This is a genomic window from Azospirillum aestuarii, from assembly GCF_016632405.1.
GTDB classification, from domain to species: domain Bacteria; phylum Pseudomonadota; class Alphaproteobacteria; order Azospirillales; family Azospirillaceae; genus Azospirillum; species Azospirillum aestuarii.
The window spans coordinates 512784-527458 of sequence record NZ_JAEPIV010000002.1; the positions used below are offsets into that span (position 1 = coordinate 512784).

The window sequence follows — 14675 nt, forward strand, 5'->3', positions numbered from 1 at the left end:
GCGACCAGAAGGCACCCAATGACCTCTCGCCCAGGCTCCGAACACGAGGCAGACCCGAACGGCCACACGCCGTCCGACCAGAACCAGACGCCCGGCGGCCCCGCCGTCGAACGCATCATCGAACGCTTCGGCGGCATCCGCCCGATGGCCCACAAGCTGGACATCCCGGTTACCACGGTGCAGGGCTGGAAGAAGCGCGGCGCCATCCCGCTGGCCCGCCATGCCGACCTCCGCGTCTCCGCCGCCAAGCACCGGATCAAGCTGAGCGAAGCCGACCTGGAAGCCGCCACGCCGAGCGAGGACCGCAACGCTCCCGACGCCGCCGATTCGGTGACGCCGCTGCCGCCGGACGCCGCCATCATCGCCTCCGCCGCTCCCCTCCCCGGAAGCGCCGAACCGTTCAAGACCGAGCCCGCCCAAACCGAGTCCAACAAGACTGAGGACACCCTGCCGGGCGCCGACACGCTGCCGGGCGGTGGCCCGGTCCCGGCCACGGACCTGCCCCCCTCCACCCTGCCGCCTGTTGCGGACACGCTGCCCGGCGGTGACGTGAAGGCCGAGACGATCAAGAGCGAGGAGATCCGGGCCGAAGAGATCAAGGGCGAAGAAATCAAGGTCGAGGAGACCCGGATCGAAGAGGCCAAGGCCGATTCCTTCACGTCCGACTCGTTCAAGGCCGACCCCTTCAAGGCCGACGCGGTCAAGAGCGAGACGCCGCCCCCGGTAGAGCCCCCCGCCCCCGCCTACACCGCCTCCTCCTACGAGCCGCCGCGTTACGAGGCGCCGCGCGAGGAGCGCAAGTCCGGGGCCGGCTTCGCCACCGCCGTGTCGCTGATCGCCCTGCTGGTCGGCGCCGCCGCCCTGTCGCAGCCCTGGTGGGGCCCGCGCGTCCCTGGCTGGCCCACCGCTGGCGGCCCCGCCGCTCCGGTCGCCACGGCGCCCGCGCCGCAGCCCGACCCGGCCCTGCGCAACCAGATCCAGCAGCTGTCCGAGCGCCTCGCCACGCTGGAGCAGCGCCCCGCCGCCCCGGCCGAGGGCAACGCGGCCGCCACCGGCATCGATCAGCAGACGCTGGACAATGCCGTCGGCCAGCTCGCCACCCGCATCCAGCAACTTGAGGAACGTCCGCAGGCTGCCGCCGCCGCCCCGGCCGAGCCCGATCCGCGCATCGCCCAGTTGACCGAGCAGCTCGGCCAAGTCCAGCAGCGCGTCGACGCGGTGGGCAGCGAGGTCCAGGCCGCCGGGCAGATCCGCCAGGACGTGGACGCGCTGAAGCAGGAGCTGTCCACCGTCAACCAGGCCGTGGAATCCCGCCGCGACGCCGCCACCGCCGCCCAGGCGCTGGTGCTCGCCGCCGGGCAGCTCCGCTCCGCGCTGGCCGCCGGGCAGCCGTTCCAGCAGGAACTCCAGTCCGTCCGCGCCGTGGCGTCGGGCGACGCGCAGGTGACCCAGCCGCTGGAGGCCGTGGCCGGCTACGCCGCCAAGGGCGTGCCGACGCAGCCGCAGCTCACCGACCGCTTCACCGCCATGGCGTCCGACATCGTGCGCGCCGACAACCAGGGCGAGGGCAACGACTGGGTGGAGCAGGTCACCGGCAAGATCGCCACGCTGGTCACCGTCCGCCGCGCGGGCGGCGACGCGGTCGGCGACGGCGCCTCGGCGGTGGTCGCCCGCGCCGAAGCCGCGCTGCAGGCCGGCAATCTCGGCGGCGCGGTCAACGAGCTGGCGGCCCTGAAGGGTCCGGCGGCGCAGGTCGCCGCCCCGTGGATCGCCGACGCCAAGGCCCGTCTGGCCGCCAACGAGGCCGGGCAGCAGCTCACCAACCGCGCCATCGGCCTGCTGTCGCAGTCCGCCGGGGTCAAGGGAGCGGCCCAATGACACGCGCCATCTGGTTCATCATCAAGGTCGCCATCGTCGTCGCGATCGCGGTCTGGCTGGCCAACCACCCCGGCACCGTCGCCATCAACTGGCAGGGCTACGTCGTCGAGACCGGCTTCGGCATCGCCATCCTGATCGGCGTCGCCGCCCTGATGGCGGGCATCGTCCTGTACCGGCTGGCCCGCGCCATCCTCGGCGCGCCGCGCAACTTCGGCCGCTACCGCCGGTCGCGCCGGCGCGAGCGCGGCTATCAGGCACTGACCCGCGGTATGGTCGCCGTCGCCGCCGGCGACGCCACGACCGCCCGCAAGATGGCCCGCAAGGCCGATGGGCTGCTGAACGAGCCGCCGCTGACCATGCTGCTGTCGGCCCAGGCCGCCCAGCTCCAGGGCGACGACCGCGCGGCGAAGGAATACTTCACCGCCATGCTCGACCGGCCGGAGACCGCCTTCCTCGGCCTGCGCGGCCTGCTGACGCAGTCGCTGAAGGCCGGTGACCGGGTGGAGGCGCTGCAGCTCGCCCGCCGCGCCCAGTCGCTCCAGCCCAACACGCCCTGGCTGCTCGGCACGCTGTACGACCTGGAAGCCCGCTCGGGCGAGTGGGCGGCGGCGGAGGGCACGCTGCAGCAGGCCGTGCAGGCCGGCGCCATCAACCCCGACGACGGCCGTCGCCACCGCGCCACCCTGCTTCTGGAGCGCAGCTTCGAGGCGGAGCGCCGCGGCCGCTCCGACTCGGCCCTGTCGCACGCCCAGGCGGCGCACGATCTGCTGTCCGGCTTCGTCCCGGCGGCGGCCCGCGCGGCCCGGCTGCAGATGGCCATCGGCAAGCACAAGAACGCCGCCAAGACCATCGAGCGCTGCTGGCGCGTCAACCCGCACCCGGACCTGACCTCGGCCTACCGCGAGGTGGTGTCGAGCTACGACCCGATGACCCGCGTCAAGCTGTTCGAGAAGCTGCGCAACCACGCCCCCAACGACGTGGAGTCGCTGCTCGCCGTGGCCCGCGCCGCCCTCGACGCCCAGCTGTGGGGCGAGGCCCGCGCCCATCTGACCAAGGCCCTGGAGATGCGGCCCTCCCGCCGCGTCTTCCAGCTCCTGGCCGAGCTGGAACGGGCGGAGCGGCAGGACGAGGAGGCGGCGCGCGCCTGGCTGGCCCAGGCGGCGAACGCCCCGGCCGACGCGGCCTGGACCTGCACCGCCTGCAACGCGGTCAGCCCGAGCTGGGGCGGCCTGTGCGGCCATTGCGGCGCCTTCGACAGCCTGGAATGGAAGGCCCCGACCGTCAGCATGTCGCTGATGAGCCCGGAAGCCGCGCCGACGGTCATCACCCATCAGGCGACGGAGCCCGTCACCGGACAGCCGGGCGTCGCACCCGGAGGCCAGATCGCCCCGCAGGGAGCTACCTAGCCCCACGTCGGTCGCAGCAAGAAAAAAGCCCCTTCCCGGTCCGCCGGGGAGGGGCTTTTTCTTTGCGGTGAAGCGGCTCCGAACCCTACGCGTTGCCCAGCCGGGCGCCGTCCAGGATGGCCTCGTCGAAGATCGCGCCGCTGCGGTCGCAGCCGGTCAGGTCGGCCAGAGTCAGGTCGCAGCCCTTCATGTTCGTCGCGCTGAGCGAGGCGCCGGCCATGCGGGCGCGCACCAGCGAGGCGCGCATCACCTTCGCTCCGGCGCTGATCAGCAGCATCCCCAGATTGGCCCCGTCCAGGCAGCCGTCGATGAGGATCGCGCGGTCCAGCTTCGCACCGCGCAGGTCGGCGCCGCGCAGATCGGCGGAACGCAGATCGGCGCCGTCGAACTGGGCCGCCTGGAGCTGCGCGCCGTTCAGCCGGGCGTGGCGCAGCCGGACGCCGGAGCCCTTGGCGAGCGTCAGAACCTTGCCCGACAGGTCCGCCCCGTCCAGGTTCAGGCCGGTCAGGTCGAGCTGGCGCCCCTTCTGGCCGCTGGTGCCGAGCCACAGCAGGTGCTGGTGCAGAAGAACCTCGATGTCCGCCGCCGGGATCGCCGGATGGGCGGGCTCCGCCGCCGGGTCCTCGTCCGGCTCCGGGATGGGCTGGGGCGTCTGGGCGGCGACTGCGGCCTCCTCGTCCGTGCGGATGGAGGTGACGAGGTCCAGCTCCGACACCTTGGCGCCGTCCAGCTTTGCCCCGCGCAGGTCGGCGCCGTTCAGGTCCGCCCCTTGGAGGTCGGCGCCGGAGAAGTTGCAGTCGCGCAGATCGGTGCGCTGAAGCCGCGCCCCCGACAGACGGGAGTTGGTGAAGTCCGCCGCCCGCGCGAAGCTGCCCGACAGCTTGGCCCGCGCCATGTCGGCGTTGGTCAGTTTGGCCGAGGCCATGTCCGCCGGTCCCGGCTCGAAGCCGACCACCTTCAGCTCGCCGGAGGCGCTGCGGTTGGCGACGCTGCCGTCGCGCAGGTCGACCTCCACCATCACCGCGCCGTCCAGGATGGCGCCGCGCACGTTCGCCCCGCGCATGTCGGTGCGGTAGAGCCGCGCCTCCGACAGGTCGGCGCCGCGCAGGTCCGCGCCGTAGAGGTCGGCGTGGTCGAGGATGGTTCCCCGCATCCTGGCGTCGCGCAGGATGGCGCCCGACAAATGCGCGCCGGTCAGGTTGCGGCCCGACAGGTCGAGCCCGGTCAGGTCGAAGAAGGGCAGGTTGGCGCGGGCGCCGTTGGGCCGCCCCTCGGTGAAGCGGACATGGCGCTCGCACACCCGGTCCAGCTGCTCCTGGCTCAAGCGTATCCGGGACTTGTGGGAGCCGTCGTTCGCCATCGGCGCCTCAGGCGAACAGCGCGTCGATGTCGGCCTGCGAAATCTCGCTGCCGCCGCCCGTCGGTTCGGGCGCCGGGGCGGCGGGACGCGGGGCCGGCTTCGCAGCGGCGGGCGGGGGAGGCGGCGGCGGAGAGGGCGGCGGCGGTGCGGGCGCCTCGGCCGGCTCGGCCCGCTCCAGTACCTGGGGGATCTGCGTGGCCAGCGTGTCGAACAGGGCGTCGATGTCGTCCTGGCTAACCTCCGGTCCGCCGAGCTGCGGGCCGTTCAGCAGATGCGCGTCGGGCCGGGTGTCGCCCAGCTTGCGGTGGGACGCCCCCTCGCCCATGGACGCGGTTTCCGAGGCGGTGGCGATGCGGTCGACGCCCCAGATCTCGATCATCGTGTTCACGCGCTGCTCGATGTAGCGCAGCGTGTTGACCACCTTGGTGGTGCGTTGACCGGTGATGTCCTGGAAGGCGCAGGCGGTCATGATCTCGATGCTCCAGGCGTCGATGGCGTCGACCATCTCCGCGATGTCGGGATCGGTGCGCGGGATGCCCTGGGTGATCTCCTGGATCTTCTCAGTGGCGTTCAGGATGTCGGTGGTCGCCCGCTCGGTCGCCGCGACGATCTCGTCCAGCTCGCCGGTCGCCGCCTCGATGCGGTTCGACCCGGTGTCGGCGGGGCGCAGTGCTGCGATGTCGCTGCGCGTCTCGCGCACCACCTGGGTGATCGACATCAGCTCCTGCTGAAGCTGCAGGCCATCCCCCAAACCGGCACCCATGCCGCCGCCCGGCGCCGGGCGGGGCAAGGCGCCGTGCTCCACCCCGCGCAGCCGGTTGATCTGCTGCTCCAGCGCGCCGGTCAGCCGGTGGAACTCGTCCACCGCGACCACGCGGGATCGTCGGTCGCGCATGCGCAGGAACGCGCGGCCGCGCGCGGTCTGCGACAGCGCCTCTTCCATCTGGAGGTAGTCATGCTCGGTCAGTTCCATCAGAGGAACATCGCTCATCGTCGTCACCGTCGGCGGGCCGCTGTTGAGAATCCGCCATGGAGAAAAGCACGTCTTGGGAAAACTGAGGTTACACCAGACATGGCCTGGATTTCAGGCAAATCCTTCACACCTCTGCCTCGCAGATCCCGCTGAACAAAGTCTTAATGAAGTCATGGGCGGAGCGCGATGACGCACCCCGCCGTCACGCAACCATTCATGGAGGACGCGCATGGAGGTCAATCATCGGATGAGGCCGGGAAAGAAGGCCGCGTCGCGGCATTGAGGATTCTCCCGCCGCCGCCGCTGCCCTATACTCCGCTGCTCCGACGCGGCGCGCGGTGGGGCAAAGGGCGCGCAGGCTTGACCCGAGGGCGCCGTTTGCCCACATCAGCCGCGCCAAGCCCGGCACGCCAAGCCCGGCATGCCAAGCCCGGACGGGCACAAACCGCAGGAGCGCGGTTCGGAACAACAGGAACGGGGACAAAATGCCGATGAGGACGACGCTTCGGTTCGCGGCGCTTCGGTTTGCGAGTGCGGCGTGCGTGGCCGGGCTTTTGGGGATCGGCGTTCCGGGCGCCGGGCTGGCCCCCGCGTCGGCGGCCCTGCCCGCCGGGGTCACCGGGGTGACGACCATCGCGCCGATGCTGGAGCAGGTCACCCCCGCCGTCGTCAACATCGCCGTCCTGTCGCGGGCGCCGCAGGCCGAGAATCCGCTGCTGCGCGACCCCTTCTTCCGCCGCTTCTTCAACGTCCCCGAACAGCAGGCCCGCCCGCAGGTCAGCGCCGGGTCGGGCGTCATCGTGGACGCGCGGCGCGGCTACGTCATCACCAACGCCCATGTGGTGGAGAACGCGCAGGAGATCGCCGTCACCCTGAAGGACCGGCGCCGCCTGCGCGCCAAGCTGGTCGGGCGGGACGCGGCGACCGACATCGCGCTGCTGAAGATCGAGGCGGAGAAGCTGACCGCCCTGACCTGGGGCGATTCGGACCAGTTGAAGGTCGGCGACTTCCTGGTCGCCATCGGCAACCCCTTCGGGCTGGGCCAGACGGTGACCTCCGGCATCGTCTCGGCGCTCGGCCGCAGCGGGCTGAAAATCGAGGGGTACGAGGACTTCATCCAGACCGACGCCTCGATCAACCCCGGCAACTCCGGCGGCGCTCTGGTGAACTTCAACGGGGAGCTGGTCGGCATCAACACCGCCATCATCGGCCCGGCGGGCGGGTCGGTCGGCATCGGCTTCGCCGTGCCGGTCAGCATCGTCCGCTCGGTGATGGAGCAGCTGGTCGAGTATGGCGAGGTGCGGCGCGGCCGGCTGGGCGTCGCCATCCAGGACCTGACCCCCGATCTGGCGGACAGCATGAATCTGGCCGGCGACGCCGGGGCGGTCATCGCCCAGGTCGAGCGCGGGTCCGCCGCCGACCGCGCCGGCTTCCGCAGCGGCGACGTGGTGACCGCGGTGAACGGGCGGCCGGTGCGCAGCGCCACCGACTTCCGCAACCGCATGGGTCTGGTGCGGGCCGGCACGCCCCTGCAGGTGACCGTCCTGCGCGGTGGCAGCGAACGGGTGCTGAACGTCCGCACGGCGAACTAGACCCGGCGAACCGGATCAGGATAACCATGGTCTGATGATCGGCCGCCCCTCCCCTCCCCGCCGGCAGGCACCGCCCGCCCCCATGGTCAGTGCGGCCCAGCGCCAGCGCGAGGTCGCCCGCATGCTGATGCGGCTCGACGACATGCTGAAGACGTGCGCGGAACTGGCGACGGCGGCGCGGGAGCGCGTGTCGGTCGGCGGGATGGGCCGCTACCGCAAATTCTCCCGCAAGGTGCGCGACTTCTTCTCGCTGGCCGCGGTGACCCAGGAACGGTTGGACGCCGCCCCGTCGGAGATGGAGGAGCTGATCGGCCCGATGACCACCGCGCTGGAGCGCCTGCACGCCCGCATGGTGATCCTGTTCGTGGAGGAGAGCCTCGGCTTCTTCAACACCTTCGCGCGGGTCAAGGCGCTGCCCATCGGCACCCACGAGACGGTGGGGGTGGAGTACCGCGCGCTGATGGAGATCCGCAAGTTCCTCGACGACCCGCTCTATGAGGGGGAGCGCGGGCAGGGCCTGCGCAAGCAGACGGACCGCGTCGCCGTCCTGATGCGCGCGGTGATGGACCGCTGCCCGCCCCTGCCCGACTTCGGCGACGAGCCGAGCATCGGACCGCGGGGGGCGGTGAACAAGCCGCTGCGCCCGGCCCGCCCCGCGCCGCCGCCCGTCGCGGGCCGGGCTGCGGAGCCGCGCCCGCTGCCGCAACCCAGTTCCCAACGGCCCGATCCCCGGTTGGAAGTCCGCCAGCTGTCCCTGGACGACGAGGACTGACGGGCCGCCGTCAGCCTTCCGCCGGAGACGATTGGCGGTGGTGGCTGTGCGCGTCCACGCCGCGCAGATGCTCGGCGGCCTCGTGCAGGGCGCGCTCGCTGGCGCTGTCGGGGGTCTGGAGGCCGGATTCCGGGCCGGGGACGGCGTCCTCTTCGGCGATCTCGCGGGCGGCCTGCTGCCAATGCTCGATGTGGCGCCCCTCGGGACGCCCTTCCCGCTCCCAGATGGCGTGGGCGCGCTCGCGGACGCGGGGGTCGTCGGGGCCGGTGTGATGCTCCATGGCGCTGTCCCTCCTCGGCGGTCTGTTCTCATGACCGTCAACAGGCGGAGCGGCGCGGCGTGCCGCAAACCTTCCCGCTACAGCCAATAGAGCGGGCTGACTCCGAACAGCCAGGGATGCACGGCGATCATCGCGGCATAGGCGGCGAGCGCGCCCAGAACACGGCCCCAGCCGATCTCTCCGGGCCGGAAGCGCTGGCGTCCGGCCAGGATGGCGGCGAGGGGCAGCGCGGAAGTCTCCGCGCGGTAGTCCCGTCCGGCAGCACCACGCCGCAGCAGCCAGTCGTTCTTGACCATGGCGAACAGGGCGATGGCGGCCATCGCGACGAACAGCACGACCCGCCGCCCGTCTCCGGTGGCTTGCAGGTGCAGCAGCGCCCACAGCAGCAGCCCCATGCTGCCGGGAAAGCGGGTGATCCGGTAGATGCCCCGCGGCGGGTTGGGGGCGTCGGGCTCGCCAGCCTTGCTGGTGAGGCGGGCGGCGATCAGCAGGAAGGACAACGGCATCAGCGCGACGACGAGCGGCGCCGCCCATCCGGCGGGAACGAACAGCGGCTCCCCGCCCCCGGCCTCGCGGTAGGCCCAGACGAACAGCCCGAGCGCCAGCAGCGAGCCCAACGAATGCAGGGCGACGAATCCGCCCCGCCCCATCCGGGCGATCAGCCACGGCCGCACCCCCGGCCAGGACGGCACGGCGTGGGTGGCGAACAGGAACAGGGCGGCGAGGAGAAGGTCGGTGGTCATGGGGACGGAGAAAACACCGCTTTGCCGGATGGAGTCTTGATGAACGTCAAATATGCGGCGCTGAAAGCAAACCGCACCCGAGTGTGGCGCAGGCCACAGCGGGGATGGGCGGCGGGGCGTACTGTCCGGTCATCGAACAGGCCGGGCCCCGACGCAGACGGAACCGGCAGCCAACTCCCCCAGAAGCCAACTCCCCCAGACACCGGAAGGAAACCACACCATGCGCCGCACCACCCTGATCGCCGCCGCCGCCGTCCTGCTCTGCTCCGCCCCGGCCTTCGCCGGCGACCTGATGACCGGCGGCATCCCGCTCGGCAACGCCAGCAACCTGGGCGTCATCTCCAACACCGCCGCGGGCATCCAGAACAAGGCGCAGCAGCAGGTGATGGGCGTGCAGGCCGGCGGCGGGCTGGCCGGTCCCTTCGGCACCGCCTCCAACCTGGGCAACGTCTCCAACCTCGCCGCCGGGGTCGGCAACAAGGCCAAGCAGCAGGTCTTCGGCGTCCAGACGGGCGGGATGGGCGGCGGGGTGAAGGCGCCCTTCGCTCTGGGCGGCTTCAACAGCAACGCCGGCACCGTCAGCAACAGCGCGGTCGGCATCGGCAACACCGCCCAGCAGCAGGTCAAGGCCATGCAGTTCGGCGCGCCGGGCGCCCTGTTCAATCAGAACCTCGGCACCGTCTCCAACCTCTCCGCCGGCATCGGCAACAAGGCCCAGCAGCAGGTCATCGGCATCCAGAAGTAAGCCCCTCCCCATCCACCCTCCCATCCAGGCAGACCTTGCGGCCGGGGCACTCCCCCGGCCGTCTTCTTGCGCGCAGGCGGGGCGTTTCCCGGCGCGGATGTGCGGACAAGGAACTTTCCACCCGGCGGCGCGTTGGAGCGGCGTTCACTCTCCCGCGGCCGTGCGCCGCGGTCATTCGGGAAGCCGCAGCATGAACCGCAACAGCACTTCGACATTCGGATGGCCCAGGGTGGGATGGAGGGCCGCTGTCATCCTGTCGGCGTCGGTCGGTCTGGCCGCCTGCGCCGGCAGCGTGCCGCCGCCGACCGCCCAGCTCGGAGCCTCGGCGCAGGCCATCCAGCAGGCCGAACGGGCTGGCGCCCTCCAGCACGCCCCCGCGGAGTTCCAGTCCGCCCGCGAGAAGCTGGCCGCCGCCGACGCCGCCATGCGCGAGGACGAGCGGACCCAGGCCCGCCGCCTCGCCGAGCAGGCGCAGGCCGACGCCGAACTCGCCACCGTGCGCTCGCAGCGCGCGACGGCGCAGCAGGCCGCCAGCGCGGTGCGCACGCTCGCCAACCCCAACGCCGGCCTGCCCAACACCGGTATGCCGGGCGCTGCAGGCCGGACACCCGCCGCGTCCGCCACCGCTCCCCTGGCCCCGTCGGGCATGAGCGGAACCTCGACCTGGGACTCCCCGCGCACGCTGGAGGGCACGCCGTGATGCACACCACAAGGAAGGCCCAAACGGTGAGGAAAAGCTTGGCCCTGGCCTCGCTCGGCGTGGTCGCTTTGTCGCTCGGCGCCTGTGCCACCCCGGACGACACCCCGGCCCTGGCCCAGGCGCGCCAGTCCTATTCCGGCGCCGCCGCCAACCCGCAGCTGGCGAGCAACGCCACGCTGGAGCTGCGCCGCGCCGAAGAGGCGCTGCAGCGCGGCGAGCAGGCGCGCAGCGACGGCAACACGGCGGAGATGGACCATCAGGCCTATCTCGCCAACCGGCAGCTCCAGATCGCCCAGGACGTGGCGGCGATGAAGGGGGCGCAGCAGGTCGTCGCCAACGCCGAGACCTACCGCCTCCAGGACCAGATCCGCGCCCTCCAGGCGGAGCGGACGGAGCGCGGGCTGGTGATGTCGCTGGGCGACGTGCTGTTCGCCACCGGCAGCGCCCGGCTGACCTCCGGCGCCGACGCGCGGCTGGGGGAACTCGCCAACTTCCTCCAGCGCAACCCGGAACGGACCGTGCGGATCGAGGGCTACACCGACACCACCGGCTCGTCGGCCACCAACCTGCGCCTGTCCGAGGAGCGGGCCATGGCGGTGCGCGACGCGCTGACCGCGCGCGGCGTCAACCCCAGCCGCATCGCCGCCCAGGGGCTGGGGTCGGCCCAGCCGGTCGCCTCCAACAGCACGGAGTCGGGACGCCAGCAGAACCGGCGGGTGGACATCGTGATCTCCGAGCCGGGCGCGGTGGCGGAGACGCGCTCCTGACAGGCCATACTGCCATTTGACGCACATCGCGCATGACCAGGAACGGGCGGGCTGGAAACGGCTCGCCCGCTTCGATTCCGGCCCGATTTCAGGCCGTTTTTCCCGAACTGATTTGCCCGTGCCGCACCGCCATTACGGCCGAGCCTCGGCTCTCCGAGAAAAATTGTCTCGAATGCAAGGCAAACTCAATCTTTCTTTACCTTTTATGGTGTGTGGTTTTACCATGCGCGAACACAAATGGCCGAAGCGTCCTTTTGATTGCGCGGGGATTTGGAATGACCACTGGACAGGGTGACGAGGGGGCGATGCTCAGCAAGGGATTCCTGAAGGCGCAGGCTTTGCTTCTTCTCATCATCGGCCTTCCGGTGATCCTGGTGGTGGTTCTCCTCAACCCGCTGTGGAACGCCACGCTGCACCGTTTCGGCGTGCCCGAGGGGCCGGCGGCGGCGCTCGGCATGATCGTCACCATCATGGTGGTGATGGTCGTCCAGTATTGGGTGCTGGAAACGCGGCGGACCATGGTCACCTCGCTTTTCAACTTCATCCCGCACGAGCGTCTGACCTTCGACGGCGAGACGCTGACGACGGACGAGGCCAACCGCCTGTTCGTCACCCTGCACCGGGATTCGGAGGATTGGCGTCGCCTGCTGCGCGACAACGGCATGGACGGCCCGCTGGACGAGTTCGGCAGCCTGTGCGCCGCCCGGCTGGCCTTCGCGCGCCGCCCCCAGGGCATCCCGCCGGAGGCGGAGCGCGCCATCGCCGAGGTGCCGCAGGCGGTGGAACTGGCCAAGGCCCGCGTCGGCGCGGCGCTCGACCAGGCGGAGCGGGAGGTGCAGGCCCTGCGCGGCCGGCTGTCCGACACGCAGGACGCGGTGGCCGCTCTGCTCGGTTTCATCCGCGACAGCGGGATGCAGATCGCCGGCCGCCATGACGACGCTCAGCGTGGCGCGACGGAGAACCGCGCGCTTCTCGCCAACCTTCAGGAGCATCTGGACCGCCGCCGGGCGGAGGCGACCTCCGACCTGACGCGGTTCGAGCAGATCGTCGCGGAATCCCGCGCGTTGGAGGATTCGGTGAACGCCATCACCCGCATCATGTCCGCCACCAACATGCTGGCGCTGAACGCCGCCATCGAGGCGACGCGGGCCGGGGAATACGGCCACGGCTTCCGCGTGGTGGCGAACGAGGTGCGCGATCTGGCCCGCCAGTCGAACGAGGCCATCCAGGTGATCCAGAAGGGCATCGACCGCATGCAGCAGGCGATCGCCCAGCAGATCGCCGGGCAGGACGCCCAGGCGAAGGTGGCCGCCGAGCACGCGCTGCTGTCCGATCTGGCGGACCGCCTGCAAAGCCTCAGCGCCGGCCAGCAGGACGTCGCCGGTCACGAGCGGCGGCTGATGGGCGAGTTGGACCGGCTGGGCGACACGCTGGCCGACACCCTGTCCGGTTTCGCCGGCGACCTGCGCGTGCCCGAGGGGCTGCGGCGGGAGCTGGACGCGATCAGCGGCGGGCTGGCACGGCTGAACGGGCTGGAGGAGGATCTGCGCGGCCTGTCCGACGGCCGTAAGCGCGCCGCCTGACCGACATTTGCGGCACTCCGCTCAGCGGTCGCCGCGCTCGGTCTCGACCATCGCCCGCGCGACGGCGTAGACCCCGGCGATCGCCCCGGCGGTGAACAGGGCCGCCCCCACCGCGCGGGTCAGGGAGCGGGCGGGCGCCGGGGCCGGGGGCATGCGTTTCCACACGGCCCAAGCCTCTTCCGGACGGTCGGGATCGGCGATGCGCAGGGCGGCGAAGGCCTGCTCGGTCAGGCCGGGGTCGGTGTCGGGCAGCGGCGCCAACCGGCGCCCGGACGGCTTGTTCAGCCGGTCGATGGCGGCCACCAGACGGCCGGTGGCACGGACGGCGGCGGTCACCTCCGACGGGTCCACGCCCATATGCTCGGCCAGCAGGCGGTTGCGGACAGCACCGATGGCGTTGGCGGTGCTGCGGTCGCCCGGTGGGGCCTCCACCGCCAGATCGCATTCGGTGTCGTAGCCCATGGAGCGGTTGTTCAGGTTGCTCGACCCGATGCGCAGCAGCCGGTCGTCCACCACCATCAGCTTGGAATGCACGACGATGCCGTTGCCGCCCTTGGTCAGCGGGGTCATGGCGCGCAGCCGTCCATGACGGTCGGCGGCGCGCAGCTCTTGAAGCACCACGCCGCGCGGTGTGTCCATGGCCATGCGGTCGAACCAGCTCGGGCTTTCCATGGGGACGACGACCACCACCTCCGGCCCGTCCGGCTCGCGCAGCCGCCGGGCCAGCGCCTCGGCCACCCGGAAGGAGGCGAAATACTGGTTCTCCAGATAGATGCTGTGGCGTGCCTCGGCGATGGCGGCGAAGGTCAGCGCCTCGTTCTCGCGGACCGGGCGGCCGGCCAGACAGTCGGGAAGCGTGCGGGCGATGCCCACCGCCGCGTCGGTGATCAGCGGGTGCAGCCCCTCCGGCCAGGGGTCGGCGCTCCCGTCCGAAAAGCCCTCCGGCGGCGGAGGCGGCAGGGCTTGGCCGGTGGCGTGGCCCCAGCGCTCGCGCGCCATCAGCCCCAGCGCGCGGGCGGCGGGTCCGTCCACCGCCATCATCACGTCGTGGCGCGGCGCGTGAAGCTCCCCGGTCGGCCAGCGGCGGCGCGGGTCGTTGTCGCGATGCTCCGGCGTGTCCCAGCGGTCGCCGGCCAGATCGATGCCGCCGCAGAAGGCCAGCGCGTCGTCGACCACCACCAGCTTCTGGTGCTGCGCCGCGCCCACCGGCAGGGCGTCGTCCAGCTCCAGCGTCAGCCGCGGTCCGGTGCGCCGGTTCAGCCGCTCCAGCGGCCCGTGCGGGTGCTCCAGCGAGATGGGGAACGGCATGTCCCATTTCAGCGCATGGATCTGCAGCGACGGGCGGTGATGGATCAGGCGGGAGAGGAAATCACCCAGCGTTTCCGGGTCGTGGGGGTCGAGGCGCATCCGCGGATCGATGTCCCAGCCGAGCAGGATCACCGATCGCCGCGCCCGCAGCAGGGCGGCGCGCACCGCGGCGAAGAAGGCGGCGCCGTCGACCAGCACGGCCACCCGGTCCGCGCGTTCGGTCCGCCAGCAGGTGGCGCCGGGGCGCAGGATGGGCCGCGCCCCGGCAAGCTCCGCCGCATCCCGATGTTCGCTCATTCCTGCCTCGACGTGACGTAGCGGTGCTTGCCTCAACTCTTCTGGCGGCGACCTGTTCCGCGGGGCGCCCGGCTGCTCCGGAATCGTCGGTTCCCGGCCTCTGATTGGGCACCCGGCCGCGTTGGGCGAAGGCCGTCCCGCTCGCCGAAAGATCGGGATGACCGTCCGGTTTTTCCGAAACAATGCGCCGGGCCTCCTGTTGGGGATGGGCGAATGGGGGACGGGCGCGCCGCAGGGCGCCGGACTGAATCCCCGCCCGAACCCCCGCCAG

General features: G+C 71.7%; 13 protein-coding genes. 8 read left to right on the top strand and 5 right to left on the bottom strand.

What is annotated here, in order from left to right; all coding sequences use genetic code 11:
* Nucleotides 1-18: 18 nt before the first annotated feature.
* Both JJL56_RS07060 and JJL56_RS07065 read left to right on the top strand, forming a co-directional pair.
* Nucleotides 19-1878 carry a COG4223 family protein gene (locus JJL56_RS07060; RefSeq protein WP_145622933.1) on the top strand — a complete coding sequence of 620 codons (1860 nt, stop codon included), beginning with the start codon at nt 19-21 and terminating at the stop codon, nt 1876-1878.
* Nucleotides 1875-3284: a heme biosynthesis protein HemY gene (locus JJL56_RS07065; RefSeq protein WP_145622935.1), complete on the top strand. Its 1410-nt coding sequence runs from the start codon at nt 1875-1877 to the stop codon at nt 3282-3284. The genes JJL56_RS07060 and JJL56_RS07065 overlap by 4 nt, the downstream gene beginning before the upstream one ends.
* A gap of 85 nt (nt 3285-3369) precedes the next feature.
* Here JJL56_RS07065 and JJL56_RS07070 read toward each other — a convergent pair whose 3' ends face one another.
* Both JJL56_RS07070 and JJL56_RS07075 read right to left on the bottom strand, forming a co-directional pair.
* Nucleotides 3370-4608: a pentapeptide repeat-containing protein gene (locus JJL56_RS07070; RefSeq protein WP_247890968.1), complete on the bottom strand. Its 1239-nt coding sequence runs from the start codon at nt 4606-4608 to the stop codon at nt 3370-3372.
* A gap of 43 nt (nt 4609-4651) precedes the next feature.
* Nucleotides 4652-5635, bottom strand: coding sequence for a protein phosphatase CheZ (locus JJL56_RS07075; RefSeq protein ID WP_145622939.1), 984 nt, complete (start codon nt 5633-5635; stop codon nt 4652-4654).
* 524 nt (nt 5636-6159) lie between these two features.
* On the opposite strand from JJL56_RS07075, the gene JJL56_RS07080 reads away from it, so the two are divergent.
* Nucleotides 6160-7209, top strand: coding sequence for a Do family serine endopeptidase (locus JJL56_RS07080; protein ID WP_345772551.1), 1050 nt, complete (start codon nt 6160-6162; stop codon nt 7207-7209).
* Nucleotides 7210-7243: 34 nt separating this feature from the next.
* Complete coding sequence (locus tag JJL56_RS07085) at nt 7244-7981, top strand: hypothetical protein (protein WP_247889230.1); 738 nt, start codon at nt 7244-7246, stop codon at nt 7979-7981.
* Between the two features lie 10 nt (nt 7982-7991).
* Here the strand turns inward: JJL56_RS07085 and JJL56_RS07090 are convergent, their stop codons facing one another.
* Together JJL56_RS07090 and JJL56_RS07095 are read right to left on the bottom strand one after the other, a co-directional pair.
* Entirely contained in the window at nt 7992-8261 is a 270-nt protein-coding gene (locus JJL56_RS07090) for a DUF2934 domain-containing protein (RefSeq protein ID WP_137139772.1), read from the bottom strand.
* A gap of 77 nt (nt 8262-8338) precedes the next feature.
* Nucleotides 8339-9004 carry an NnrU family protein gene (locus tag JJL56_RS07095; protein ID WP_145622942.1) on the bottom strand — a complete coding sequence of 222 codons (666 nt, stop codon included), beginning with the start codon at nt 9002-9004 and terminating at the stop codon, nt 8339-8341.
* A gap of 220 nt (nt 9005-9224) precedes the next feature.
* Between JJL56_RS07095 and JJL56_RS07100 the strand changes: the two genes are divergently transcribed.
* The 4 genes from JJL56_RS07100 to JJL56_RS07120 all read left to right on the top strand — a co-directional run bounded on the left by JJL56_RS07100 (nt 9225) and on the right by JJL56_RS07120 (nt 12799).
* Nucleotides 9225-9749, top strand: a complete 525-nt coding sequence (locus JJL56_RS07100; RefSeq protein ID WP_145622943.1) for a hypothetical protein — start codon at nt 9225-9227, stop codon at nt 9747-9749.
* Between the two features lie 229 nt (nt 9750-9978).
* Nucleotides 9979-10449 (top strand): DUF4398 domain-containing protein, encoded by a 471-nt coding sequence (locus tag JJL56_RS07105; protein ID WP_145622945.1) that lies wholly within the window; start codon nt 9979-9981, stop codon nt 10447-10449.
* Nucleotides 10450-10475: 26 nt separating this feature from the next.
* The gene (locus JJL56_RS07110) at nt 10476-11216 is read left to right on the top strand and encodes an OmpA family protein (RefSeq protein ID WP_345772552.1); all 741 of its coding nucleotides are present in this window, start codon (nt 10476-10478) and stop codon (nt 11214-11216) included.
* A 275-nt stretch (nt 11217-11491) separates the two neighbouring features.
* The gene (locus tag JJL56_RS07120) at nt 11492-12799 is read left to right on the top strand and encodes a methyl-accepting chemotaxis protein (protein WP_247890969.1); all 1308 of its coding nucleotides are present in this window, start codon (nt 11492-11494) and stop codon (nt 12797-12799) included.
* 21 nt (nt 12800-12820) lie between these two features.
* On the opposite strand, the gene JJL56_RS07125 is transcribed toward JJL56_RS07120, so the two are convergent.
* Entirely contained in the window at nt 12821-14404 is a 1584-nt protein-coding gene (locus tag JJL56_RS07125; protein ID WP_200484711.1) for a phospholipase D-like domain-containing protein, read from the bottom strand.
* Nucleotides 14405-14675: the final 271 nt, after the last annotated feature.